General features: G+C 70.6%; 19 protein-coding genes, 1 tRNA gene and 1 pseudogene. 10 read left to right on the forward strand and 11 right to left on the reverse strand.

The window, feature by feature from the left end; translation table 11 throughout:
- Window positions 1-25 precede the first annotated feature (25 nt).
- Both murJ and JSY14_RS07535 read right to left on the reverse strand, forming a co-directional pair.
- Window positions 26-1,813, reverse strand: a complete 1,788-nt coding sequence (gene murJ / locus JSY14_RS07530) for a murein biosynthesis integral membrane protein MurJ (RefSeq protein ID WP_259558143.1) — start codon at window positions 1,811-1,813, stop codon at window positions 26-28.
- A gap of 33 nt (window positions 1,814-1,846) precedes the next feature.
- Window positions 1,847-4,273 (reverse strand): DUF6049 family protein, encoded by a 2,427-nt coding sequence (locus JSY14_RS07535; protein WP_259558144.1) that lies wholly within the window; start codon window positions 4,271-4,273, stop codon window positions 1,847-1,849.
- A 142-nt stretch (window positions 4,274-4,415) separates the two neighbouring features.
- Here JSY14_RS07535 and JSY14_RS07540 point away from each other — a divergent pair, with 142 nt between their 5' ends.
- The 6 genes from JSY14_RS07540 (at window position 4,416) to rplI (ending at window position 10,867) form a co-directional block, all read left to right on the forward strand.
- Window positions 4,416-5,837: a CCA tRNA nucleotidyltransferase gene (locus JSY14_RS07540; protein ID WP_259559622.1), complete on the forward strand. Its 1,422-nt coding sequence runs from the start codon at window positions 4,416-4,418 to the stop codon at window positions 5,835-5,837.
- Between the two features lie 148 nt (window positions 5,838-5,985).
- Window positions 5,986-8,754, forward strand: coding sequence for a transglycosylase domain-containing protein (locus tag JSY14_RS07545; protein WP_259558148.1), 2,769 nt, complete (start codon window positions 5,986-5,988; stop codon window positions 8,752-8,754).
- Between the two features lie 302 nt (window positions 8,755-9,056).
- Window positions 9,057-9,347 (forward strand): 30S ribosomal protein S6, encoded by a 291-nt coding sequence (gene rpsF, locus JSY14_RS07550; RefSeq protein WP_259559625.1) that lies wholly within the window; start codon window positions 9,057-9,059, stop codon window positions 9,345-9,347.
- A gap of 119 nt (window positions 9,348-9,466) precedes the next feature.
- Complete coding sequence (locus tag JSY14_RS07555; protein ID WP_259558149.1) at window positions 9,467-10,042, forward strand: single-stranded DNA-binding protein; 576 nt, start codon at window positions 9,467-9,469, stop codon at window positions 10,040-10,042.
- A 98-nt stretch (window positions 10,043-10,140) separates the two neighbouring features.
- Complete coding sequence (gene rpsR / locus JSY14_RS07560) at window positions 10,141-10,377, forward strand: 30S ribosomal protein S18 (RefSeq protein WP_259558150.1); 237 nt, start codon at window positions 10,141-10,143, stop codon at window positions 10,375-10,377.
- 22 nt (window positions 10,378-10,399) lie between these two features.
- The gene (gene rplI / locus JSY14_RS07565; RefSeq protein ID WP_259558151.1) at window positions 10,400-10,867 is read left to right on the forward strand and encodes a 50S ribosomal protein L9; all 468 of its coding nucleotides are present in this window, start codon (window positions 10,400-10,402) and stop codon (window positions 10,865-10,867) included.
- A gap of 178 nt (window positions 10,868-11,045) precedes the next feature.
- Here rplI and JSY14_RS07570 read toward each other — a convergent pair whose 3' ends face one another.
- The 3 genes from JSY14_RS07570 to JSY14_RS07580 form a co-directional block, all read right to left on the reverse strand.
- Entirely contained in the window at window positions 11,046-11,954 is a 909-nt protein-coding gene (locus tag JSY14_RS07570; protein ID WP_259558152.1) for an NAD(P)/FAD-dependent oxidoreductase, read from the reverse strand.
- Window positions 11,955-12,071: 117 nt separating this feature from the next.
- Window positions 12,072-13,613 (reverse strand): IS1634 family transposase, encoded by a 1,542-nt coding sequence (locus JSY14_RS07575; protein ID WP_259558153.1) that lies wholly within the window; start codon window positions 13,611-13,613, stop codon window positions 12,072-12,074.
- Window positions 13,614-13,720: 107 nt separating this feature from the next.
- A complete protein-coding gene (locus tag JSY14_RS07580) occupies window positions 13,721-14,608 on the reverse strand; it encodes an oxidoreductase (RefSeq protein WP_432803623.1) in 888 nt (295 codons plus the stop codon).
- A gap of 114 nt (window positions 14,609-14,722) precedes the next feature.
- Here JSY14_RS07580 and JSY14_RS07585 point away from each other — a divergent pair.
- Window positions 14,723-16,029, forward strand: a protein-coding gene (locus JSY14_RS07585) for an IS3 family transposase (RefSeq protein ID WP_259558154.1) whose coding sequence is annotated in 2 segments (ribosomal slippage) — window positions 14,723-15,014 and window positions 15,014-16,029 — 1,308 coding nt in all. Because the reading frame shifts where the segments join, the coding sequence is not laid out codon by codon here.
- 28 nt (window positions 16,030-16,057) lie between these two features.
- On the opposite strand, the gene JSY14_RS07590 is transcribed toward JSY14_RS07585, so the two are convergent.
- The 4 genes from JSY14_RS07590 to JSY14_RS07605 all read right to left on the reverse strand — a co-directional run bounded on the left by JSY14_RS07590 (window position 16,058) and on the right by JSY14_RS07605 (window position 19,602).
- Window positions 16,058-17,125, reverse strand: coding sequence for an IS110 family RNA-guided transposase (locus tag JSY14_RS07590; protein WP_259558155.1), 1,068 nt, complete (start codon window positions 17,123-17,125; stop codon window positions 16,058-16,060).
- A gap of 293 nt (window positions 17,126-17,418) precedes the next feature.
- A complete protein-coding gene (locus tag JSY14_RS07595; protein ID WP_259558156.1) occupies window positions 17,419-17,583 on the reverse strand; it encodes a hypothetical protein in 165 nt (54 codons plus the stop codon).
- A gap of 128 nt (window positions 17,584-17,711) precedes the next feature.
- The gene (locus tag JSY14_RS07600) at window positions 17,712-19,043 is read right to left on the reverse strand and encodes an MFS transporter (RefSeq protein ID WP_259558157.1); all 1,332 of its coding nucleotides are present in this window, start codon (window positions 19,041-19,043) and stop codon (window positions 17,712-17,714) included.
- 70 nt (window positions 19,044-19,113) lie between these two features.
- Window positions 19,114-19,602, reverse strand: a complete 489-nt coding sequence (locus tag JSY14_RS07605; RefSeq protein ID WP_259558158.1) for a MarR family winged helix-turn-helix transcriptional regulator — start codon at window positions 19,600-19,602, stop codon at window positions 19,114-19,116.
- Between the two features lie 339 nt (window positions 19,603-19,941).
- Here JSY14_RS07605 and JSY14_RS07610 point away from each other — a divergent pair, with 339 nt between their 5' ends.
- Both JSY14_RS07610 and JSY14_RS07615 read left to right on the forward strand, forming a co-directional pair.
- On the forward strand, window positions 19,942-21,300 hold the full coding sequence (locus JSY14_RS07610) for an amino acid permease (protein ID WP_432803654.1): 1,359 nt from the start codon (window positions 19,942-19,944) through the stop codon (window positions 21,298-21,300).
- A gap of 208 nt (window positions 21,301-21,508) precedes the next feature.
- Window positions 21,509-21,592 (forward strand) — tRNA-Leu (locus JSY14_RS07615).
- A gap of 185 nt (window positions 21,593-21,777) precedes the next feature.
- Here the strand turns inward: JSY14_RS07615 and JSY14_RS07620 are convergent.
- Entirely contained in the window at window positions 21,778-23,010 is a 1,233-nt protein-coding gene (locus JSY14_RS07620) for a glycosyltransferase (protein ID WP_259558160.1), read from the reverse strand.
- A 173-nt stretch (window positions 23,011-23,183) separates the two neighbouring features.
- On the opposite strand from JSY14_RS07620, the gene JSY14_RS07625 reads away from it, so the two are divergent.
- On the forward strand, window positions 23,184-24,596 hold the full coding sequence (locus JSY14_RS07625) for an IS1380 family transposase (RefSeq protein ID WP_432803624.1): 1,413 nt from the start codon (window positions 23,184-23,186) through the stop codon (window positions 24,594-24,596).
- A 172-nt stretch (window positions 24,597-24,768) separates the two neighbouring features.
- Here JSY14_RS07625 and JSY14_RS07630 read toward each other — a convergent pair.
- A pseudogene (locus JSY14_RS07630) lies at window positions 24,769-25,944 on the reverse strand (IS1380 family transposase); the annotation flags it as partial.
- Window positions 25,945-25,953: the final 9 nt, after the last annotated feature.

The raw sequence follows: 25,953 nt of genomic DNA on the forward strand, positions 1-25,953 counted from the left end.
CCCCCATGCTACGGAACCCGCGGTCTCAGGACCGGGAGCGCCGCCGCCGTCGACGCAGCACGTCCACCAGGTCGCGCAGCTCCCGCACCCGCAGCAGCCACGCCAGACCCAGGAACACCACCGTCATCACCGCCGCGATCACCGCCCCGACGGCGATGGCCGCCAGACGCCCGATCCACACCAGGTCACCGACGAGAGCCAGCAGGCCCCAGCCGACCAGCAGCGCCACCGCCCCGGCCAGGAGCAGCTTCCCCATCACCACGGCGCTCTCCCGCGACGCCCCGGAGCGCACTCCCAGACGGCGGCCGATCCGACGCAGCAGCCACAACCCCAGCACCCACCCCAGCAGGTTCCCCAGGGAGCTGACGGCCGCCGCCGTGGCGGTGGCCCAGCGGGGATCCACGAACGCGAGGATCGGCGCGACCGCGAGGACCGACACCAGGGTGTTCGGCAGCTGCATCAGGAACGGGGCACGGGCCTGCTCATACGCGTAGAACACCCGCTTGACCAGGTAGGTCGCCGCGAACGGCACGAGCCCGAGCATGTACGCCACCAGCACCCAGCCGTTGGCGCGAGCCGCGACGGGACCGGTGCCACCGCCGATCACCCACATGATCGGCCCGGCCAGGGCGATGAACACCGCGGTGCACAGCACCATCGGCACTGCCAGCATCCGCGAGGTCTGCGCGTACTGGGCGAAGGCCCCGGCATGGTCGTCCGCCGCGGCGCGGCGGGAGATCGTCGGGAAGGCGGCCGTCACCAGCGTCACCGCGATGATCCCCTGCGGGATCATGAACGCCATGTAGGACCAGTCGATCGAGGCCAGCGCCGGGTAGACCGCGGCCTCGCCGGCGCGCCCGGCACGGATCAGCTCCTCCGCGCGGGCACTGGCGCCCCCGGTGGCCCAGCGGGTGGCGGAGATGCCCACCTGCGAGACCAGCAGCATCGCCAGGGTCCAGGTGCCGATCCGCCCCAGCTTGCGCAGCCCCAGGCCGCGGAACCCGAAACGCGGCCGCAGACGCAGACCCAGACGCCGCACGAACACCCACAGGAACAGCACCTGGGCGGCCGACCCGCCGATGTTGATCGCCGCCAGCGCGATGATCATCGTCAGCGTCCAGTCCTCCACCCGGGGGGTCGACCCCCACATCGCCAGGAACGCCAGGGCCCCGAGGATGCCCACCACGTTGTTCATCACCGGCGCCCACTGGTACGGACCGAAGGAGTCGTGGGCGTTCAGCAGCTGCCCGCACATCACGTACAGGGCCGACAGCATGATCTGCGGCATCATCCAGTAGCCCATCTGCACCGCGAACGCGAAGGTGCCCGGGGCCAGGCGGCCGCTGGTGACGGTCAGCAGCACCGGCACCAGGGCGATGCACAGCACGGTGAGGCCGCCGGTCAGCAGCACCACCAGCGTCATGAGACGGGAGACGTAGTCGGCCCCGCGATCGTCCTGGCGGCTGGCGCGCACGATCGCCGGCACCAGGATGGCGTTGAGCACGCCCCCGCCGACGAGGATCCAGATCTGGTTGGGCAGGAAGTTCGCGGCGCTCACCGCATTGCCCACGGCCGTCATGGACCCGGCGGTGATCAGGCCGAACAGGAAGTTGCGCACGAACCCGAGCAGGCGGGAGACGATCGACCCGGAGGCCATGAGGGCGCTCGCGCGCAGCAGCCGCCCGCGGGGTGCGGTGCGGGCGGGCACGTCCCGCGGTTCGGTGGCCGGCGACGGGTCCGGGCCCGGCCCGGAGTCGGGCTCAGGCGCAGGGTCCTCTGCGGGCCGGTGATCCGAGGGGGGTGTCGACGACATGCGGGGGTCTCTTCTCGATCGGGGGGCGACGGGTCAGGAGTCGGCGGTGGGGGGTGGTTCCGGTCCGCGTTCGGCGGGGGCTCGACGGTCCGACCCGGTGCGCCGCGCTCGCAGCACCCCCACGATCACCAGCAACCCCATGGCGATGCCCACCAGCAGCGTTGTCCAGTTCTCCCACGCCGGATTCACCGTCAAAGAGGCGTGCTCGGCCTGCGTGAGCCGCGTGCCATCGGGGCTGCGCAGCTCGACCGACAGGGTCACCTGCCCGTTGGCGATGGCCTCCACCGGCACCGACACCTGGGTGCTGCTGCGGGCCGGCACCTCCACCACCGGCGGCTGGCCCAACCGCACCAGCGGCTTGTCGGCGGAGACCCTCGCCTGCAGACGCACGGGTGAGTCGAGGTCGTTGCGCACCGTCACCGGCACATTGGAGGCGTCGGCCACCAGGTTCACACTGCTGGGTGTCCGGACGCTCACCCCGGCGGTGAGCCGGGCAGCGTCCTGCGCCGCCAGCTCCGCCCGCCGCCGTGGCTCCGGGGACCCGCCGCGCCACTGTTCCGAGGCGCCCGACAGCGCCGTCACCACCGGCACATCCAGCAGGTGCGGATCCTGCACCGCGTCGGACAGTCCCGCCAGCGGTGCCAGCGCGCTCTGCAGGTCCCGCAGGTCATGCCCCGCGGCCGGTTCCGGCGCGTCGGCGGAGGGCAGCACCGTCGCCCGTCCGTCGGCCTCGAAACCCGTCGGGCGCACGTCCTCCAGCGGCACCGTGCCGAGGACCCCGGCACCCTCCCCGCCACCGTCCGTGCCGGTCTGGTCAGGGGTCTGCTCCAGCAGCTGCTGGGCCGGGGTGCGGCGCAGCCATGGCGCCTGCCCGAGGGCATCCAGGGTGGCGCTCGCGGCCGGCTCCGACAGTGTCACCGTCAGCGGCGGGGCGATGAGCACATGGCGGGGTGCGGAGGTCGGTTCCGCTGCGATCACCGCGGTCTCGGCGAGGATCCGCTGCCTGATCTGCTCCGGATCCGCGGAACCGTCCAGCAGCGCGAACTCCGCCGAGAGCGTCGAATCGGGGGCGAGCACCGGGACCGACCCCCGGTCGGGGCCCGCCGCGATCGACGCAGGCCCCGACGGGGTGACGGTGGACTCGAGGTCCTCCCGCAGGGAGGCGGAGGGGATCATCAGCGCCGACAGCCCCGAATCCAGAGCGGACCCGACCTGCGTCGGGTCGGCCCGTTCCCCGGGGACCACCGCGACCGTCGCCGCCGGGGTGATACCGGTGCGGGCGAAGGCCTCCCGTGACCGATCCTCCGCGACGGTGCGAAGCCCCTCGGCGCCGGCGGAGCGCAGGGCCTGGACGTCGGCGCGGCCGTACGGCAACGCGAGCACGGTGCGGTTGCCCGCGGCGTCGGTGAGCGCCTGCACCGTGGCAGCGGCCTGCGGTTCCGCGGTGATCGGGTCGACTCCCGTGCCGACCGGCGGCGGATTCGCCGGGGTGTCCTGCGGTGGCCCGGAGGATGCGTCGGGGCCGGGTGGGACGGCACCGCCTGCATCGGATGCTGCGGGCGGTGGGCCCTCGGCGGGGGCAGCATCGGACGGATCACCGGAGGGGGCACCGGGCGCCGTGGGGCGGAACGGCGGGTCCAGCAGCGCGGGGTCCAGCAACCAGTCGACATCGTCGCGTCGGGCCAGGGCGAGCATGGCCCCCAGCCGGCCCTCTCGGAGGTCCTGCGCATGGGCCGCGGGATCCAGGGCGGCGGTGCCCGGGTCCTGCGCGGTCAGCGGCAGCAGCACCGACTGGTCCACGCGGGCGGTGGTCCCGTCGGGCCGCCACACCACGAACGTGCGCACCGTCGCCAGCGCCCCCGAGGCGTCGGCGACGGTCAGCGCCACGCGCCGAGTGCCCCACAGATCAGGGTCGGAGGACCAGCCGAGGTCATCGGCAGGAACGCTCAGCGTGAGATCCAGAGACTCCCCCGGCGCGAGGACCCCCGTGGGGTCGGCCGTCGCCCGGGCCGTGCCGGGTTCCTCGGGTGTCGGATCCGACTGCCAGCGTTCGAGATCCGCCCGGGAGGTGACGCGTGCGGTGCGGGCCCGCAGCTCCAGGCGGGGATCGACCAGCGGCTCCTCCGACGTGTTCGTAACCCGCAGTGTCACCGCCAGGCTGTCCCCCGGGGCGAGGGCCACTGGTCCGAGGGAGACCAGGTCCATGCGCACCGGCGCGCCGGGGGCGGCTGGTGTCGGATCACCCGGACGCGCCGGGGCTGACGGGCCGCCTGCCATCGCAGGCGCCGACACCGGGGCGGCGTGGGCCCGCGGGCTAGACTGTCCCGGCCCTGTCGGCCCCAGCACGGCCACCAGCGCCAGCAGCAGGGCGAGCGATGCCCACAGTGCGCGCGCCCACCGTGCGCGCACCGCCCGACGCGGGGGATCCGCGACGGGTCCGGACGAAGCGCAGGACGGCATGGTGACACTGTAGGGGGCGTGTCCCGCTGCAGTGCGGGAGGCCGCGAGGCGGCAGAGACGAACAGGAGGTCACGTGGTCGAGAGCGCATCGCAGGACGAGGCGGCCGCCCGTCTGGACCTCGCCCGCCGGCGCGCCGCAGGGATGTTCCACGCCCTTCCGCCGGAGGTCCACGAACTCGGCCGCCTCTTCGACGAGGCCGGTCACGAGCTCGCCCTCGTCGGCGGACCCGTGCGCGACGCGGTGCTGGGCCGCTCCAGTGCCGACCTCGACTTCACCACCTCCGCCCGCCCCGAGCAGACCGAGGAGCTGCTGCGCCGCTGGAGCCGCGGCGGGGGCCTATGGGACATGGGCCGCGACTTCGGCACCCTCGGCGCAGTGCGGGACGGTGTGCGGGTAGAGGTCACCACCTACCGCACCGAGGCCTACGACCCCGACAGCCGCAAACCCCAGGTCTCGTATGGCGACACCCTCGAGGGGGACCTCTCCCGTCGCGACTTCACCGTCAACGCGATGGCGGTGCGGCTGCCGTCCCTGGAGCTCGTGGACCCCTTCGGCGGCCTCGGAGACCTCGCCGCGCAGCTGCTGCGCACTCCCGTCGCCCCGGAGCAGTCGTTCTCCGATGACCCGCTGCGCATGCTGCGGCTGGTGCGGTTCGTCTCCCAGCTCGGCTTCTCGGCCGAGGCCGGCACCGCGGCGGCGGCCCGGGCGCTCGCCGACCGGCTCGGGATCGTCTCCGCGGAGCGTCTGCGCGATGAACTGGTGAAACTGCTGCTCGGGGAGCATCCCCGGGCGGGGCTCGAGCTCATGGTCGAGCTGGGTCTGGCGGACACGGTGCTGCCGGAACTGCCCGCGCTGCGGCTGACGATCGATGAGCACCACCGCCACAAGGACGTCTACGACCACACCCTGACCGTGCTGGAGCAGGCGATCGACCTGGAGAGCGCTCCCGGGTCCGGCGGTCCCTGCGAGCGACCCGACCTGGTGCTGCGCCTGGCGGCGCTGATGCATGACGTGGGCAAGCCCGCCACGCGCCGCTTCGAGGACGGCGGCACCGTCACCTTCCGTTTCCATGAGGTGGTGGGTGCGAAGATGACCGCCACCCGGATGAAGGCCCTGGCCTTCGACAAGGACACCACCAAGAAGGTGGCGCGTCTGGTGGAGTTGCACCTGCGCTTCCACGGGTATGCCGATGCCCCGTGGACGGATTCTGCGGTGCGCCGGTACGTGACCGACGCCGGGCCGCTGCTGCAGCACCTGCATCGACTCACCCGGGCCGATGTGACCACCCGGAACAAGCGCAAGGCCCGCACGCTCTCGCGGGCCTACGACGAGCTGGAGGAGCGCATCGCGCAGCTCGCGGCGCAGGAGGAGATCGACCGCATCCGGCCCGACCTCGACGGCAACCGGATCATGGAGATCCTCGGCATCCCGGCGGGCCGGACGGTCGGTGAGGCGTACCGATTCCTGCTGGACCTGCGGATGGAGCACGGTCCCCTCGGTGAGGAGCGCGCCGAGCAGGAACTGCGTGCGTGGTGGGCGGCCCGGAGCGTGGACAACCCGTGACGGCCGGGGCCGGCGCGTGGGGAGACTGTGAAAGTCGACGCGCCGCCGTTCCACCCGCGCGTGGTCACGCGGGATACTGGACGGTCGTGGACCCCGGTCCGCGCTGTCCGGGCGCCCCCGCGCCCTCTCCGAGCGACAGGAGCTCCTCGTGAACGAAGCCGGTCGGCCCGACCAGGGCTCCCAGCCCGGCGCCCCCCGCTCTCGCGGCTCCCGGGGCCGCCGAGCGGCCGGAGTGCATGCCGCCGCGTCCTCGACGTCTGGCCGACTGAGCGGCCTCGCGGCGAGTGTCTCCCGGGCCGGTTCTGACCGTTCCCGCACCTCGCCGGAGCAGCCACGGCCCGCCAGGCGGCGCGCCGCCGGCGCGGAGGCCGGGGCCACCGGGTCCGAGCGCGGCAGCAGCCGGACGGGTGGTCGGCGAGCCGCCGTGGCGGCCGGGACCGGTGCCGCGACCGCGGGTGCGCCGGCGGGCGCCGCCGCGGCCGGGACCGCCTCCCGTCGTCGGGCCGAGCAGCGCGGCCGAGCCGCCCGCACGGGCGCAGCCGCCTCGGCCGCCGGTGGACGGGCCAGGGCGACGAACATCCTCAACTACCCGCGGGCCGGGAAGACCGGATTCTGGCGGTGGCTGCCGTCCTGGCAGATGGTGTTCGGCGCGATGGCCCTCTTCGTGCTCGCCGGTCTCGGTGGCGCCTGGTGGCTGTACTCCACCACCGATGTGCCCGAGCCGGACCAGATCGCCCTGGCGCAGAGCACGACCGTCTACTACGCGGATGGCAAGACCAAGATCGGGAGTTTCAGCGAGGTCAACCGCACGATCCTCCCGAACGACCAGATCCCCGAGAACATCAAGCAGGCCGTCGTCGCCAGCGAGGACGCCAGCTTCTACGAGAACCGCGGCGTGTCCCCGCGCGGCATCCTCCGCGCCCTGGTGAACAACCTGAGCGGCGGCGCCCGACAGGGCGGTTCGACCATCACCCAGCAGTACGTGGAGCGCTACTACACCGGCACCACCACCTCCTACAGCGGGAAGGTGAAGGAGATGGTGATGGCGCTGAAGATCGACCAGGAGCTCGAGAAGGACGAGATCCTCTCCCGCTACCTGAACACGATCTACTTCGGCCGCGGCGCGTACGGCGTGCAGGCTGCCTCCCAGGCGTACTTCGGGAAGGATGCCAAGGACCTCACCGATGCCGAGGCCGCACTGCTGGTCGCGGTGATCCCGGCGCCCTCCGCCTACGACCCGGCGAAGAACCCCGAGCGGGCCGCGTCCCTGTGGGACCGCGTGGTCGAGCGACAGGTCAACAGCACCGGCACCCTCACCGCCGCGGAGGCCGACCAGCTGCAGTTCCCCGAGACCATCCCGCCCAACAGCCGCAACGTGCTGGGCGGCACCAACGGCTACCTGCTGCAGATGGTCCGCGGCGAGCTGACGGGCATGGGCCTGTCGGAGGACGAGGTCAACCAGGGCGGCTTCACCATCGTGTCGTCCTTCGACCCCGCCATCCAGAAGAACATCCTCGACGCGGTCGCCGGCCTGCCCGACGACCGGCCCGCGCTCAACAAGGTCGGCATCATGACGATCGAGCCCGCCACGGGGGCGATCAAGGGCGTGTACGGCGGACCCGACTACGTCGAGCAGGCCCGCAACGACGCCACCCAGTCGCGCATGCAGGCCGGCTCGATCTTCAAGACCTTCACGCTGATCGCAGCCCTCGAGGAGGGGTACTCGCTGAACTCCACCTGGGACGGCAACAGTCCCGCCGAGTTCAACGGCTGGACCGTGAACAACTTCGGTGACCGCTCCTACGGGCGGGTGAGCCTGCGCGGCGCCACCACCGACTCGGTGAACACCGCCTACGCGGAGTTGAACCTCGAGATCGGCCCGCAGCGCACCCGCGAGACCGCCGTGAAGCTGGGCCTGCCGGAGAAGACCCCCGGTCTGACCGACGAGCCCTCCAACGTGCTGGGTTCGGCCAGCCCGACGGTCGCCGAGATGGCCGAGGTGTACGCGACCCTCGCCGCGCAGGGTGTGCACCGCACCCCCCACACCGTGCTGAAGATGACGCGGCCCGACGGGTCCGTGCAGTACGAGTGGAAGGACGACGGCGAGCGGGTGCTCGACGAGGGGGTGGCGATCAACGCCACGCAGGCCCTGTTGGGCCCGCCCTCCGAGGGTTCCGCCTCGTATGTGGGCCGGGAGATGGACCGCGAGGTGGCGGGCAAGACCGGTACCTCCTCCTCGTTCCGCTCGGCCTGGTTCGTGGGGTACACCCCGCAGCTGGTGACCGCGGTCGGCATGTTCCAGCCCAGTGAGGACGGGAAGACGGAGATGCCGCTGACCCCGTTCGGCGGCGCGGAGAACATGACCGGTGGCTACTGGCCGGTGCGCCTGTGGGTGGCCGTCATGCAGCCGAGCCTCGAGGGGCAGGAGGAGCTGGAGTTCCCGGAGGCCGTGCGTCTGGAGCGGCAGCGCACCAGCAACACCGACCGAGAGCGCCAGCGTCAGGAGGACCGTCAGGAGCAACGGGAGCGCCAGCGGGACCGCGAACGTCAGCGCGAGCGTCAGCGTCAGCGAGAGCGCGAACGTGAGCGGGAGCGCCAGCGCGAGCGGGAGCAGCAGCAGGATCAGCCCGCCGAACAGCAGCCCGCCCCCCAGCCGTCCGCGCCGGAGCCGCCGGCCGAGCAGCAGCCCGCTCCCCAGCCGCCTGCGCCGGAGCCGCCTGCGCCGGAGCCGCCGGCGCCGGAGCCTCCATCCTCGCAGCCGCCGGCCCCGGAGCCGCCGGCGTCTGAGCCCCCGGCCCAGGACCAGCCGGCCGAGCAGCAGCCTGCGCCGCAGCCCGAGCCCGGCAATGGTGGTGGCAACGGCGGTGGAAACGGCGGCGGTGACGCCAGCCCGGGTCCGGTGACCCCGGGCGGCTGATCGACCCGGGATGGTCCGACCACCCCTCCTCCCTCTCCTCACTCTCCGGCCCGACTCCCCCTGGGAGTCGGGCCGGAGGTGGTTCCGGTCCGGGGTGTCGTACGGGTGCCGTACCGCCCGGCCGTGCCTGTGATCCCCCGCGCAGCCGCCCACCGGCCCTGGCCGGTGCCCGCCCCGCCGGGTAGGCTGAGTCGGTCCGTGCCCGCACGCCGCACCCGCGGGTGAGGGGCCGGACCTCGCATGAGCCCTCCTGCCACGGATGGACCGTGGCCGCGAAGACCACAGGAGGTGGGTACTCGAGCATGCGCAAGTACGAGATGGTCGTGATCCTCGACCCGTCGATCGACGAGCGGACTGTCGGCGGGACCTTCGAGAAGCTCGTCCAGGTGATCCCCGCCGAAGGCGGCACCGTGGACGGCGTCGACGTGTGGGGCAAGCGGAAGTTCGCCTACGAGATCGACAAGAAGCAGGAGGGCGTCTACATCGTCCTCACCTTCACCTCCAAGCCGGAGACCGCCCAGGAGCTCGATCGTCAGCTCGGTCTGAACGAGTCGGTCCTGCGCACCAAGCTGATGCGGGTCGACGAGAAGTGACCCCGTCGGCGCCGCGCCGCTGAGCGGTACGGCGCCTCCCGTCGCCCGCCGACCCTGAGGTCGGCCTGCGACACCGCACGCGACCCCACCCACCCGTTCCGCACGAACCAGGAGCACCCATGGCCGGAGACACCGTCATCACCGTGGTCGGCAACCTCACCGCTGACCCGGAGCTTCGTTTCACGCAGTCCGGCGTCGCGGTGGCGTCGTTCACCGTCGCCTCCACCCCCCGCACGTTCGACCGTCAGGCGAACGAATGGAAGGACGGCGAGGCCCTCTTCATGCGCTGCTCGATCTGGCGCGACGCCGCGGAGAACGTGGCCGAGTCGCTGGAGAAGGGCGCCCGCGTGATCGTCCAGGGCCGCCTCAAGCAGCGGTCCTTCACCGATCGTGACGGCAACAACCGCACCGTCATCGAGATGGACGTCGACGAGGTCGGCCCCTCCCTCCGCTACGCGACCGCGAAGCCCGCCAAGGTGCAGCGCGGCGGCGGTGGCGGATTCGGTGGCGGTCCCCGCGGAGGCGGCCAGGGTGGCGGCCAGGGTGGCTACGGCAACCAGGGCGGCGGCAACGGCGGCTACGGCAACCAGGGGGGCTACGGCAACCAGGGCGGCGGTTACGGCGGCAACCCCGCCGACGCCGACCCGTGGGCCGGTGGCGGCAACCAGGGCGGGTACGACGAGCCCCCGTTCTGATCGGCCTCGATCCGAACGCGGACTGACCCGCACACCACTCATCCATTCCATCCCGGGCTGGAACCCCGGGCTCCACGAGAGAACACAGGAGCACCACGATGGCCAAGCCTGTTCTTCGCAAGCCGAAGAAGAAGCAGAACCCGCTGAAGGCGGCGGGTGTCGAGAAGGTCGACTACAAGGACGCCGCCCTGCTGCGGAAGTTCATCTCCGACCGCGGCAAGATCCGTGCGCGCCGCGTCACCGGCGTCACCGTCCAGGAGCAGCGTCAGATCGCGAAGGCCGTGAAGAACGCCCGCGAGATCGCCCTGCTGCCCTACTCGACCTCCGGTCGCTGAGCAGGGAAGGGAACCACACCAGATGACCACCAAGCTCATCCTCACCAGTGAGGTCTCCGGCCTCGGCACCGCCGGCGATGTCGTCGAGGTCAAGGACGGCTACGCCCGCAACTTCCTGCTGCCCCGCAACCTGGCCACCCCGTGGACCAAGGGCGGTCAGCGTCAGCTCGACCAGATCGTCGCGGCCCGCGCCAAGCGCGCCATCGCCTCCCTGGAGGAGGCGCAGGCCCTGCGCGACCTGCTGCAGTCCAAGCCGGTCGTCGTCTCCGAGCGCGCCGGTGAGAACGGCCGCCTGTTCGGCGCCGTGACCACCGCCGAGATCGCCGAGAGCGTCAAGGAGCTGCACGGCAAGGACATCGACCGCCGCACCGTCGAGTTCACCGCCCCGGTGAAGGCGCTCGGCGAGCACAAGATCACCGTGCGCCTGCACGAGGACGTGGTGGCCCATGTGCTGCTGCAGGTCGTCGCGGCCAAGGGCTCCAAGGCCTGAGACCCGGCCTGAGCTCGCGGACCCTCCCGGGTTCGCGGACGGCGGGTCGCCCCGCCGCCGACTGATCGCGGAAGGCCCCGCACCGATGAGCATCGGTGCGGGGCCTTCGGCGTCGAGGCAGGGGCGGGGCGCGGGGACTCCTCAGTCCTGTGCGACCGCGCCCGTCAGTGCGCCTCCGTCAGTGCGCGTCCGCCAGCTCCAGGGACCGTCCGGTGCGGAAGCCGTCGAGCACAGCGGTAGCGACCTTTCCGACCTGCGCGGCGTCCCCGACCACGGTGCACGGCACCCCGGCCGCGTCGAGAGCCTCGGCCAGGTCGCGGCGAGGCCGCATCCCCATCGCGAGCACCACCGTGTCGGCGTTCTCGTGCACCTCCCCCTCGGCGGTGTCGAACACCGCCTCGCTGGGGGTGATCGCGGTGAGGCGATGACCGGTGCGCATCGGCACCCCGCCCGCCTCGAGCTTCATCGCCACCGATTGGATGTTCCCACGGAACGCGCCCGCACCGATCGCCTCGGCCATCTCGTGCACCGACACCGTGTGGCCCTGGGTCATCAGCAGCTCGGCCGTCTCCAGGCCCGTCATGCCGGAGCCGACGACCACACAGGTCGGCCCCACCTCCACGCGCCCCTCCAGCACGTCGACGGCATCGACGACCGTCGGCCCGTCGATGCCGGGGATCGAGCGCGGCGCCGACGGCAGCGCCCCGGTGGCCAGCACCACCGCATCGGCGCCGGATTCCCGCACCGAATCCACGGTGGCCTCGGTGTTCAGATGCACCTCGACGCCCGCGGTGCGCAGGCGCACCTCGTAGTTCTCGATCACCCAGCGCATCGCGCCCTTCCCGGGCGGGTTCGATCCGGGCACGATCTGCCCACCCAGTGAGTCGGTCGCCTCGTACAGGTCCACGGTCATGCCGCGCAGGGCGAGGGTCTCCGCGGCCTCCGCACCGGCGGGGCCACCCCCGACGACGATCGCCGTCCGGCCCTCCGCATCCCGGGTGGGGATGTCGGCGGGGAACTCGGTCTCCAGCCCGCAGCGGGGGTTGACCGCGCAGCGGATCGGGCGGCCGCCGCTGACCTGCTCCACGCAGTACATGCAGCCGATGCAGCGGACGATGTCGGCGTCGCGGCCCTCGATCGCCTTGCGACCCCAGGCGGGGTCGGCCAGCCAGGCCTGAGTTGGACCTCTTTAGTGACCCATGCGTCAAGTCATCTTGAGGGCCTTGAGGATGGTGCGGGCATCGTCAGTGAGCTCGGCCTTGGCCGTGATGTCCTGGCCGGCCAGGGTGATGGTCACGTCCTGCAACGGCCGTAGGGTCCGGATGATCTTGCGGATGCTGAACCCCGTCTGGGCCTGCAGGAGACGGGCCATTGCCAGGGCGGTGAACACGATCGTGAGGTGAGCTTCGATCGCGTCCCGCTGCCGATGAAACATGGGCCTGGCCTGTAGGTCCGTCTTGCTCATCCGGAAGGACTGCTCGACCTGCCACAGGTCGTGATAGCTGGAGAGCACCTCCGCCGCGGACATCACCGTCGCGGGGATGTTGGTGACGTAGCCCTTCAGCCCCACGAGGCTCCGTGCCCGCTTGAGGGAGGCTTCGTCGAGGCTGCGACCGGCCGCTGTGGTCTTCACGAACCGCGTCGACTTCACGGTCACGTCCCCGTCGATCACAGCGCGGGCTCGGTTCTCCTGCGCGGTCAGCGTGTGCCCATCCCGGATGGCGCGTTTCTTCGAGAACGCCCAGACCGCCCGCCAGTGCCCGGGATGCTCCGTCGGGTCCCAGACCGGCTCCCAGCGGTGCTGCTTCGTGTCGGTTTTCGTGTTGCCGTGACGTGGGGTGATGGTGTCGATCAGCTGCCCGTCGGTGAACGCGTCACCGTTCCAGTGGAAGTGATGTGCAAGGTCACCAGGGGCTTTGACCTGCCGCGACCCGACGATGAACCGCAGTCCCGCTTCGTTAAGGGCGGTCAGGTTCGCGGTGGAGAGCATCCCGGCGTCAGCGACGACGACCATGTCCGCCAGACCGTGGCGGGCCTGGAACTGCTGGATGATCGGCACGATCGTCGTGGTCTCGGCCTTGTTGCCCTCGAAGCAACCGATCTCGAGCGGGAACCCGCCCCGATCCACCAGCAGCCCGACCACGATCTGCGGATCCACTCGGCGCTCCTTCGAGTAGCCGACCTTCCGCAGTTCGTCCTCGTGCTCGGCCTCGAAGTAGAGCGTGGTGACGTCATAGAGCACCAGAGAGATATCGCCGCTGGTCGAGGCATGTTCAAAGCAGTTCTTCGCTATCTGGTCGCGGTACTTGCACTGCTGGATCCGGGTCAGGCAGCGCTTCATCGTTGAACGATGCACCGGATCGATCCCCACCTCGCTCAGCACGCGAGCGGAGTCGAGCATCGAGGTCGGGAAGATCAAACGCGCGGCGACGAGCTGGAAGAACGCCTCGTCCTCGAGCGCATCGAAACCAAGCCCTCTCCAGGTCGCCTGGAGCACGTCCAGCAGCAAGCGCGACCGCATGGACCGCACCACAGCTGCCTGGGGATCCTGCTCCAAGCCGAGGTCGAGAGTCTCCTGACCAGCATTGAGCTTGTCCCGGCCGGCCCTCATCAAAACAGCGAGCTCAGCCTCGGTATGCGCGGACCCGAGGTGCTCAAGGATCTTGTTCCGCCGACCCTCCTTAACGACCACCTGCACGGCAGTCGCGCCAGACGCCGTGGTCACCTTCCTCAAAAACGGGCTCACAACCCCCGACCCTACCCCCAATTAGTGACCCATCCAGCCACCCTGGAAACCCCACGACCAGCAGAAACGCTACTGAAATCTCTCAAACCAGGCCCGAGAGGTCCAACTCAGGCGATGCAGCGGACGATGTCGGCGTCGCGGCCCTCGATCGCCTTGCGACCCCAGGCGGGGTCGGCCAGCCAGGAGCGGCCCATCGCGACCAGGTCCACCAGACCGTCGCGCAGCATGGTCTCGGCCTGGTCGGCCTCCCGCACGATGGAGGTGCCCATCACCGGGATCGAGACGGCGTCCTTCACCGCGCGGATCAGCGGGTCGCGCCAGTTGCGCGGGGTGTTCACCGGTTCGATGGTGGTGATGCCGGTCTCGTAGGTGCCGGTGGAGACGGAGATGAGGTCCGCCCCGGCCTGCTCGCACATCTGGGCGATCCGCACCCCCTCCTCCTGCTCGATGCCGACACCCGGCATGCCCAGCAGGTCGTAGGACTCGGTGATCGACAGCCGCACCGTGATCGGATAGTCCGGCCCGACCTCCGCGCGGATGCGCTCGAGGATCTCCCGCAGGAAGCGGGTGCGGCCCTCGAAGCCGCCACCGTACTGATCGGTGCGGTGGTTCGTGCGCGGGGAGAGGAACTCGTTGATCAGGTAGCCGTGGGCACCGTGCAGCTCGATGCCGTCAGCGCCCGCCTCGCGGGCGCGGCGGGTGGCGGCGATGAAGTCCTGCACCAGTGCGATGACCTCATCCGTGGTCAGGGCGCGCGACGGGGCATGGGTGAGCGGGTTGTCGAACTCCGAAGGGCCGACGACGACGCCCTCCTGGTCTAGCTCCGCGACGCCCTGCACGCCGGCGTGGTGCAACTGCACGAAGAACTTCGCCCCGCGCGCGTGGACCGCCTCGATCGCATCCCGCAGCCCGGGCACCAGGTCGTCGCGGCTGAGGCCCAGCTGCTCCTTGCCGCCCTTCCCGTGGGCGTCGTTGACCCGGGTGAACTCGCTCATGATCAGACCGCAGCCGCCTTCGGCACGGGCCAGCCAGTACTGCAGCAGCGCGGGGGTGACGGATGAATCGCCCGGGTCTGATGGAGGCTCTCATTCCACGGAAGGATGAGAGTCATGGCAGCACCGCGGAAGTACAGCGAGGAGTTGAGGGACCGCGCGACGCGGATGGCGATGGACGCGCGGAAGGACCCTGCGACGGCCACGGGAGCGATCAAGCGGATCGCCGATCAGCTTGGGATTCATCCCGAGGCGTTGCGGACCTGGGTCCGCCAGGCCGAGATCGATGGTGGGGTCCGGCCCGGCACGACGACGGATGACGCGACGCGGATCGCCCAGCTCGAGCGCGAGGTCCGCGAGCTGCGGCGGGCGAACGAGATCCTGAAGACGTCCGCGGCTTTTTTCGCGGCCGCGGAGCTCGACCGCAAGATCAAGTAGCCCGCGAAGTGCCGACCGAGGTGGTGGTCGAGTACATCGACACCCACCGCGATCGGGTCGTTGAGGGTCGCCGGCTCGGGGTCGAGCCGATCTGCGCCGTGCTCAAGGACGCCGGCGTGCAGATCGCCCCGAGCACCTACTACGCCGCGAAGAACCGTCTCCCGTCGGCGCGCGCCGTGCGGGACGCTGAGCTGATCGAGGAGATCAAGACCGTGCACACCGACAACCTGGGCGTCTACGGGGCTCGGAAGGTCCACGCCGAGCTGGTCCGCAAGGGCATCGCCGTGGCCCGGTGCACCGTTGAGCGGCTCATGCGCGCTCACGGGTTGCGCGGGATCGCGCGGGAGAAGACCCGCCGCACCACCCTGAGCGAGGGCGCCGAGACGCCACGGCCGGCCGACTTGGTCGAGCGGCGGTTCGTCGCCGAGGCACCGAACCAGCTGTGGGTGGCGGATCTGACCTACATCCGCACCTACTCCGGGTGGGTCTACGCCGCGTTCGTCCTGGACGTCTTCTCCCGGATGATCGTCGGCTGGCAAGTCTCGACCTCGCTGCGCACCGACCTGGCCCTGGACGCCCTGGACATGGGTCTGTGGGCCAGGCGTCGCGCCGGGCAGGACGTCACCGGTCTGGTCCACCACTCCGACAGGGGCGTGCAATACCGCGCGGTTCGCTACACCGAGCGGCTCGCCGAGGCCGAGGCTGTCGCCTCGGTGGGGTCCCGCGGCGATTCGTATGACAACGCGATGGCGGAGGCGCTGAACTCGCTGTTCAAGGCCGAGTGCGTGCGCAACCCGGTCATGCGTCAGGGCGGCTGGAAGTCCATCAGCGACGTCGAGATCGCCGTCGCTGAGTACGTCGACTGGTACAACCACCGGCGCCTGCACGGCGAGCTCGGCCACGTCCCGCCCGCCGAGTACGAGGCCACCTACTGGGCCACCCACTACCCTGACAACCGCGCCCTCATCGAGGCCGGAACCAACTAACCGAGCCTCCACCAAACCCGGGATGCTTCTATGTGTTGTCAAGTCCGCTCTGCTCGCTGAGGCGGCGGTAGAGCTGGCGGGCTATGTATCGCTTGAGTGAGCGGCGGATTTCCTTGGTGGTGCGTCCTTCGGCTCGTCGGCGTTCGACGTAGGCGCGGGTCGGCGGGTGGTGCGACATTCGGGTCAGCGCGATCGACGATAAGGCTCTGTTCAGACGCCTGTCGCCTCCTCGGTTGAGGCGATGACGGGTGGTGTTTCCGCTCGAGGCGGGCACGGGACTGACGCCGGCGAGCACGGCGAACGCTGCTTCGGAGCGGACCCGGCCGGGGTGTGACCAGGCGGCGATGATCACGGCCGCGTTGATCGCGCCGATCCCGGGCTCGTCGAGCAGGATTGCGGCGTCGCTGGCGGCGACCAGCGCGGTGATCTCGTCACGGTTAGCAGCGAGGTCCTGATCGCAGACGGCAACCCGTCGGGCCAGCCGGATCGCTTCCCGGCGGGCTGTCGCGGTCGCGAGGTCCTCCTGTCGCGTGCGCCAGGACTCGATCGCCGCGAGCTGCTTCTTGGTGAGCGAGGCGCGGGCGTCGATGCCGAGGTCGACCGTTCGAAGCAGCGCGGTCAAGGCGTTGATCGACCTGGTGCGTTCGAGGTTGATGAGGTCGCGGGCGCCGATCAGCACCCGCAGCGCCGCGCGGACTCCCGCGTCCTGACGCGGATCACGGAGGTTGTCGGCATCGACGCCGAGCACGGAGCGGGCGATCAGTTCCGCGTCGATCTCGTCGCTCTTGCCTCGTCCGCGACGTTCACGTGCCGCTGTCGGGAACGACTCCACGACCCGGTAGCCGGCGTCCTGGCATGCTCTCGCGAGCCGGGCGCCATACGAGCCGACGCCCTCGATCGTTACGAGCACATCGGCCAGCCCGCTGGTGCGCCGAGCGATCCACGCGACCGCGCGTGATAATCCCGCCGGCGTCGTCGGGAAGGTCCGAGTGTCCACTCTGGCGCCAGTGCGCGCGTCGAGCACGGCGAGAGTGTGTGTTCTGGAATGGGTGTCCGCGCCGATGACATACGCGAACGTGTTTGCGACGATGGTCATGGTGACCGTGATCCTCTCCACTGGGTTGACGTCACTGCTGGCGTCGACCCGGGAATGGTCACTTCGAGGCAGGCCTGTAATGGGCCACGACCGCCGTGAACGGTCGGGCAAGCTTCTGATCAAGCCATCGGAGTGGGCAGGGTCGGCGCCGGCACCCACCCGGCCGGACAGATCCTGGGAAAGGCACCCCGCCGAAGCGGGAGGCCAGGCGATTCAAGAGTCACGACCAGACGGAGCACCAGCACCCACCCTGCCAGCCGACCCCAGGCCAGCCACTTCAGAGACTTACAGATTCAGGAGCCGTCCTCCGCGGCGAGACCCGATTCCATGGGGGTCATCACCAGGCGGTTCGGGAGGGTGACGGAGCCGAGGCGGAACTCGGTGGACAGGAGACGGTCGGGGGAGGCCGGGGTGCTGGCGGGGTCCGGGGTGGAGGTGGTGGCAGACGGGGTGGACATCGGTGCTCCTTCGCAGCGAGAGGAGGCCGGCCGGACCGGTCGGTCTGACGGGACTCTACGGCGGGTCTGTGACGCTGAGAAGGACTTTCGGGCCGGGGCCGCCCCGGTTGGGGCGACCCCGCCCCCCGTCAGACCCGGTCGCCGTACGCGACCGCGGTGGCCTCACTCTGGGCGTCCAGGTGCGGCCGCGCCTTCAGACGGTCCAGGTGGCGGTGCCCCAGCAACAGGGCCACACCGGCGGCCACCATCGAGGCGGCGCCCAGCGCGTACGGGGCGAAAGCCCCTGCCGACAGCGCCAGCGGTCCGGCGACGGCCGGTGCGAAGGACCCGCCGATGAACCGCACCCCGGAGTAGGCGGAGCTGGCCACGTTGCCGGGCAAGTCGGTGGCCTCCATGACGGCCTCGGTCAGCGCCGTGTTGGTGACCCCCAGCAGCAGGCCGCCGACGATGATCAGCACGATGATCGCGACCATCGAACTGTGCAGGGCGGCGAGCAGCCCCAGCACCACGGCCATGCCGCCGTAGATGCACAGCAGGGTGGGGATGAGACCGATGGTGCGGGTCAGGCGCGGGGCGACGAGCACCGAGGTCACGGCCACCGACAGTCCCCACCCGAAGAACACCCCGCCGATGCCCATGGGCGTGATGTGGGTGCCGTGGGCCTCCGCGGCGGCCTCCAGCGGGAACGGCGAGTATGCCAGCAGGATGAAGAACGCGAAGTTGTAGCAGACGGCGGAGGCGGCGAGGGTCAGCAGCGCCGGGTTGCGCAGGGCCCGCAGGGCGGCGGTGGGCTCCACGCGGGGGGCCTCGACCCGCTCGCGCATGAGGGTGATGATCCCGAGGGCGCCGATGCCCATGAGCACGGCGGTGCCGGCGAACGGCGCCCGCCAGGAGACGGACCCGAACAGCCCGCCGAGGAGCGGCCCGATCGCGAGCCCGAGCCCGAGCGCCGACTCGAACAGGATGATCTCCCCGGTGGTGCTGCCGTGGGCGGCGGCGACGATCGCTGCGAGAGCGGTGGAGATGAACAGCGCGTTGCCCAGGCCCCACCCGGCCCGCAGGTTGATGATCTGCGCGACGTCCCTGGAGACACTGGCCAGGCCCGCGAACAGCACGATCAGCAGCAGGCCGGTGATGAGGGTGGTGCGCACGCCGAAGCGCCCGGAGAACCAGCTGGTGCCGAACATGGCCAGGCCCGTGATGAACAGGTAGCTGGTGAACAGCAGCATGGCCTGGCCGGGGGTGGCGTTCAGTTCGCGGCTGATGGCCGGGAGGATCGGGTCGACCAATCCGATGCCCATGAACGACACGGTGGTGGCGAAGGCGATCTCCCAGACCGCGCGGGGCTGGTGGAGGAAACCGGTGCCGTGGGGGTGCGCGGCGGCGGTGGTGTCGGGGGCGTCGGGCGCGGTGGTGCCGGCGATGGTGTCGGGACGGTGCTGGTCGATAGCAGCGCTCATGGGGGTCTTTCCGGGGGTGAGCGAGGGGGCGGGGGTGAGGGTGGAGGAACGGGGCGGCGGAGGGCGGGGGTCAGGAGGCCGGCGGTGGCGTGTGGTCGTGCTCGGCGGCATCGGCCAGGCGGTGGAGCAGGGCGGTGGCGCGGTACAGGGTGGCGAGGTCCTCGTCGCTGAGCTCCCCGAGCAGGGGACCGGCGGCATGGCCGAGGGCGGAGGTCCAGCGACGGAGCGCCTCGAGACCGGCGGGGGTGAGGTCGATGAGGGAGGAGCGGTGGTCGTGGGCGTCGGGCTCCCGGCACACCAGACCCGCCACCTCGAGCCGGTGCACGGTGGCGGTCGCGGTGGGGCGGGTGACGTTCTCGGCGTCGGCGATCTCCGACAGGCGCAGCGGGCCGCGGCGGTGGATGGTCGAGCACAGGCGCCACGCCACGGACGAGACCCCGACGTCGGCCCGTCTGGCGATGGTGCGAGCGAATCGGCTGGCGGCCACGGTCAGGTCCTGGGCGAGACGCGGATCGAGCGACCCGGGAGAGGGGGCCGGGGCGGGGATGTCGGACGGCACGCGCAGGAGGATAGCCGAATGTAGTTCGAGAGGCTAACTAGTTGGGCGGTGGGGTGGGCGCCGCGGCGGGCGAGAGCAGGACCACGTGGGACGGGGCGAACGCCCGCGCACCGGGCCTTTTACGATGCCCCAATGAGCCACACCCCCTCCTCTCCTCCTCCCGGTGCTCGGCCCGGCCCCGCGGGTCGCCCCGATCCGTCCGACCGACCGACCTCCGCAGATGCCCAGGTGACGTCCTGTTGGCCCACCACGTCCGGGGCCGACGACGCCGTGGCCGGTGCTCCTGCGGCCGCCCCCGCCGACGACCGCCACCTCGAGCGCTCCCTGGACCACGGCCAGATGGCGATGATCGCCATGGGGTCGGCCCTCGGCACCGGTCTCTTCCTCGGCACCGGTGCTGCGATCGGAGTGGCCGGTCCGGCCGTGATCATCACCTTCGCCATCGGCGCTCTGATCGCGGCCTGCATCGCGCTGACGATGGGGGAGATGGCCTCCCGCCACCCCGTGCGCGGCGGCTTCGGCACCCTCGCGGCGCACTACCTCTCGCCGTTCTGGGGATATCTGACCCGCTGGCTGTACTGGATCGTGACCGTCGGCGTGACGGGCGCGGAACTGGTGGCCGCCTCCACATACCTCACGTACTGGTTGCCGAGTCTGCGCCTGGAGATCGGCATCGCCCTGTGTGCGGCACTGATCATCGCGGTGAACCTGGTGAGCGTCGGATCCTTCGGTGCCATCGAGTTCGTGCTCTCCAGCATCAAGGTGATCGCGGTGGTGGTGTTCCTCATCGTCGGCCTGATCCTGGTGTTCGTCGGCCTGCCCTCGGCTCCCGCACCGGGGCTCGCGAACCTCACCAACGATGGCGGTTTCGCGCCGAACGGCCTGGCCGCGATCTGGGTGGCGCTGTCGATCGTGATGTTCAGCTTCGGCGGCATCGAGCTGCTGTCGATCACCGCGGCCGAGGCGAAGGATCCCGCGCGTTCCATCCGCACCGCCGCCCAGTCGACGATCATCCGCCTGGCCGTGTTCTACGTGCTGGCGGTGACGATCGTCGTGGCGCTGGTGCCGTGGCGGGAGGCCGCCGGTACCGGTGACGATGTGGCTGCCTCCCCGTTCGTGCTGGTCTTCGACCGGATCGGCGTGCCCGCCGCGGCGTCGCTGACGAACGCCCTGGTGCTGATCGCGGCGCTCTCGGCCGCGAACGCCAACCTGTATGCGGGCAGCCGGATGCTGCAGTCGCTGGCGGTCGACGGGCTCGCACCGCGCTGGCTGGCGGGGCTCTCGCGCCGGCGTGTGCCGGTGCGCGGCCTCATCGTCAGCACCGTCGGCATCGTGGTCGCGGCGCTGCTGGCGTTCACCGGTGTCGGCAACGTGTTCGGCTACATGATCAGCCTGGTGGTGTTCTCGATCCTGCTGGTGTGGGCCCTGATCCTGGTGACGTTCCTGGTGTATCGCCGGCGCGGCGTCACCGGGGCGACGTTCCACGTGCCCGCCGGGCCGGTGGTGGCCATCGTCGGTCTGATCGGGGTGGCGGCGGTGGTCGCGACCGTGGCCGTGGTGCCCGACATGCGCGTGGCCGCGATGGTGGGTGTGCCGGCGGTGATCGTCGCGAGCGTGCTGTATGTGCTGGTGGCGCGACATCGCCTGGATCCGGCCGAAATCGAGCATGCCTTTGAGGAGGCCGAGCGTCTGCGCTGAGCGCCGGGGCCGGGCGTCAGCGCTGGGTCTCGACGCTGTGAACCGACCCCACGGGTCCCGCTGACGAGCGGCTCCCCTCGCCCCTTCCCGGCCCCGCCCGACGTGACATGCACGACGTCGGGCGGGGCCGGATTGGGTGGGGGCGCAGGCGGCCGCTATGCTGGGGGAACCTTCGGCCTCGGCGGCAAGATCCCGGTGTCGAAGACATGCGCGAGTGGCGGAATAGGCAGACGCGCACGGTTCAGGTCCGTGTGCCCGAAAGGGCGTGGGGGTTCAACTCCCCCCTCGCGCACCGCAAGGGTTTGGCGATCCAGGGGAATCCTGGTTGCGGAATCCGCTTGGACGACATGGCGGCCCCCGGGATGATCCCGGGGGCCGCTTGTTGTTGGTGGCTCGCCGTCGGCGCCGATACTGCGGCAAACTTCCACACTGACTCTGACACTGACAAACCGACACTGACAAACCTACACATTGGCACTATGACGTGGCCCTTTGACGATCGGGACGATCGTGTCCCGTGGTGGCGAGGCCGTCCGCCACGACGCGTTCGATGACGGACACGGCTCGGGCCGGGCCGTCGAGGCCGGCCATGCGCTCGCTCAGGCCGGAGGCGCTCCGGCGCAGGGCCCCGTCGGTCAGGAGCCGGCGGACGACGTCCGGCACGCGTCCCCGGGTGACGTCCGAGCGACGCAGACGGAGTGCATTGCCCAGGCGAACGCACTCGTCGACGTTCCAGCGCTGCTCGGCCTGCATGGGGTACCCCGCGAAGGGGACGCCGGCGAGGCAGGCCGCCTGCACCGTGCCCTCCCCTCCATGGATGACCGCGGCGTCGATCCGCCCGCGCAGCCGATGCTCCGGAACGACGTCGACGCGGTGCACGCGGTCGCTCAGACCGGCTGCGACGTCCGCCGGGATCGCCACGCCCCCGCCGACGAGGAGGTCGATCCCCGTGGCGTCCAGCTGGGCCAGGACCTGTCCGAGCACCTTCGGCGAGCCCGAGGATCCGAAGCTGACGTAGACGAGCGGGTGCGGCGCGCCGCGCTCCTCGAGGAAGGCGGGCAACGGGGCGGGCGAACGGTAGTGGACGGGGCCGACCGCCACGTCACGGCAGTCGAGGGGTCGCCGGTCCAAGGCCGGGGGCAGCGATGCGATCAGGTCGACGTCGGACGTCATGGCCTCGACGAGCGGACCCGGGAGGCGCACCCCGTACTCGGCCGCCGCCCGCGACAGGCTCTTCGGCTTCCAGGTGATCAGCCGGGCGGCCCACCGGAGCGGCCCCGGCGCGCGGTAGCCGTCGTCGACGTCCAGGAAGTACGACCTCGACATGTAGTACGGCCGCACGTAGAAGAGGGGCACGCCACCGGCTCGGGCCGAGATGAACATGGTGGGATTCGACCCGATCACCGCGGCGTCGGCGTCGTGGATCGCCGCCAGCTCCCCCGAGATCCGCCGACGGACCGTGTCCAGGTCGAAGGGGTGGGAGAGCCCGCGGCCCTGGTCGAAGTCCATCACCTGGCGCGCCTGTTCCGGCGTCATCACCGGAGAGCCGAGTCGGACCGCATGGCCGGCCTCTTCGATCAGCCCCAGATATCGATCGGAGTAGACATGGAAGCTCGTCTCGTGACCGGCGGCGCGGGCGGCCCCCGCGACCTCGATGCAGCGAGTGGTCTCGCCCAGGTTGTAGCTCTCGGGTGAGAAGACGATGCGCATCAGTCCTCCTCTCCTGTTGGCGGGGCGGACGGTCGGTCAAGGACGACGCTAAACTCGAGATTTCACGGGGGTGTGGTCTCGACCGGCGGAATGAATGGCGAAAGGTGCTCCTGGCCTGGGATGATACGGGTTGTTCAGACTCGTATTGATCCGCTGGAAGGAGCACCTTTCAGGTGTCCCACCCTACCTTGTTCTTCTACCCCCGTCCGCGCGTGGACATCGCTGAGGTCCCGGCCCTCTCGCATGCGGGCGCGGTGCTGCTGACCGACACGATCCACGCCACCGGCCTCGCCTCTTCGCTGCGGGAAGCACTGGCTCCTTGGACGAAACCGCTGGCCGAGCACCACGCGGCGAAGGTCCTGCTGGATCTCGCACTCACTCTCGCAATCGGCGGGGAGCATGCTTCGGATGCTGATCTGCTGCGTTGCGAGCCGGGCCTGTTCGGTGATGTCGCCTCGACCCCGACGATCTCCCGCATGCTCACCACCCTCGCCCAGGACGCGCCCGCCGTGATCGAGGCGATCTCGAAAGCCCGCCGGGCCGCGCGTGAAAGAGCCTGGACCCTCGCCGGAGCGCATTCCCCGGCTGCGGGGGTCAGTGCGAAGAACCCGCTGGTCGTCGACCTCGATGCCACCCTGATCAACGTCCACAGTGAGAAGGAGCAGGCCGCACCGACGTTCAAACGCGGGTTCGGCTATCACCCGTTGTGTGCGTTCCTGGACCACGGCAGCGAAGGGACCGGGGAACCGCTGGCGATCCAGCTGCGCCCCGGCAACGCCGGCTCGAACACCGCCGCTGATCACATGACCGTCACCCGGCAGGCTCTCGCGCAGCTGCCTGCGGGCCTGCTGGCCCGGGGCGGGCGGGGGTCGAAGAAGATCCTGATCCGCACCGACGGGGCCGGCGGCACCAAGGACTTCCTGGCCTGGCTCCAGCGGCAGCGTCTGGCCTACTCAGTGGGGTTCACCCTCCCCGCAAACACTCCCGACCTGCTGAAACGCCTCGACGAGGCGGAGGCGTGGACCCCCGCCTACGACACCGATACCGACGGGATCCGCGACGGGGCATGGGTGGCGGAGCTGACCGGACTGCTGGACCTGTCCGGGTGGCCTGCCGGGATGCGGGTGATCGTGCGGAAGGAACGTCCTCATCCTGGGGCGCAGCTGCGGATCACCGATCACGAGGGGATGCGCATCACCGCGTTCGCCACCAACTCCCCGCGCGGCCAGCTCCCGGTCTTGGAGCTGCGGCACCGTCGCCGGGCGTGCTGCGAGGACCGGATCCGTAACGCCAAGGACATGGGCCTTGAGAAGTTCCCGTTGCAGTCCTTCGCGCAGAATCAGCTCTGGTGCCAGATCGTCCAGATCGCCAGCGAGCTCGTCGCCTGGATGCAGACCATCGCGCTGACCGGCCATGATGCACGGAAGTGGGAGCCCAAACGGCTCCGCGCACGGCTGTTCGAGATCCCCGCGACCCTCGTGCGCCGCGCCCGGCACAAGGTCCTCCACCTCGCCGAACATGCACCCGAAGCCGTGAGGGTCCTGACCGGCGTCAACCGGCTCCGCACCACCGTCGCACAGACCTAACCCGGCGAGACCACCCGCCCCTACGACCAGCAGCATCTCTTCTCGGGAGTGGAACCCGACCGCCCGCAACGGACACTGCGACGATCTGTCATACCCGAATGCCACAATCAGCAGCTCAACACTGGCAACGACGCCGACCCACCCCGCTCACCAGCCCCATGAAACATCGAGGCCAGAGCTGATTCTGCGCGAAGCCCTGCAGCGGGAACTTCATCAAGCCCATGTCCTTGGCGTTACGGATCCGGTCCTCGCAGCGCGCCCGGCGACGGTGCCGCAGCTCCAAGACCGGGAGCTGGCCGCGCGGGGAGTTGGTCGCGAACGCGGTGATGCGCATCCCCTCGTGATCGGTGATCCGCAGCTGCGCCCCAGGATGAGGACGTTCCTTCCGCACGATCACCCGCATCCCGGCAGGCCACCCGGACAGGTCCAGCAGCCCGGTGAGCTCCGCCACCCATGCTCCGTCGCGGATCCCGTCGGTGTCGGTGTCATAGGCAGGAGTCCACGTCTTCGCCTCGTCGAGGCGTTTCAGCAGGTCAGGGGTGCTTGCGGGGAGGGTGAACCCGACTGAGTAGGCCAGACGCTGCCGCTGGAGCCAGGCCAGGAAGTCCTTGGTGCCGCCGGCTCCGTCGGTGCGGATCAGGATCTTCTTCGACCCCCGCCCGCCCCGGGCCAGCAGGCCCGCAGGCAGCTGCGCGAGAGCCTGCCGGGTGACGGTGATGTGATCAGCGGCGGTGTTCGAGCCGGCGTTGCCGGGGCGCAGGTGGATCGCCAGTGGTTCCCCGGTCCCTTCGCTGCCGTGGTCCAGGAACGCGCACAGCGGGTGGTATCCGAAGCCGCGTTTGAACGTCGGTGCGGCCTGCTCCTTCTCGCTGTGGACGTTGATCAGGGTGGCGTCGAGGTCGACGACCAGCGGGTTCTTCGCACTGGCCCCCACAGTCGGGGAATGGTCTCCGGCGAGGGTCCAGGCTCTTTCACGCGCGGCCCGGCGGGCTTGGGAGATCGCCTCGATCACGGTGGGCGCGTCCTGGGCGAGGGTGGTGAGCGTGCGGGAGATCGTCGGGGTCGAGGCGACATCACCGAACAGGCCCGGCTCGCAACGCAGCAGATCAGTATCCGAAGCATGCTCCCCGCCGATTGCGAGAGTGAGTGCGAGGTCCAGCAGGACCTTCGCCGCGTGGTGCTCGGCCAGCGGTTTCGTCCACGGAGCCAGTGCTTCCCGCAGCGAAGAGGCGAGGCCGGTGGCGTGGATCGTGTCGGTCAGCAGCACAGCGCCCGCATGCGAGAGGGCCGGGACCTCAGCGATGTCCACGCGCGGACGGGGGTAGAAGAACAAGGTAGGGTGGGACACCTGAAAGGT

The sequence above is a fragment of the Brachybacterium sillae genome (assembly GCF_025028335.1).
GTDB classification, from domain to species: Bacteria; Actinomycetota; Actinomycetes; order Actinomycetales; family Dermabacteraceae; genus Brachybacterium; species Brachybacterium sillae.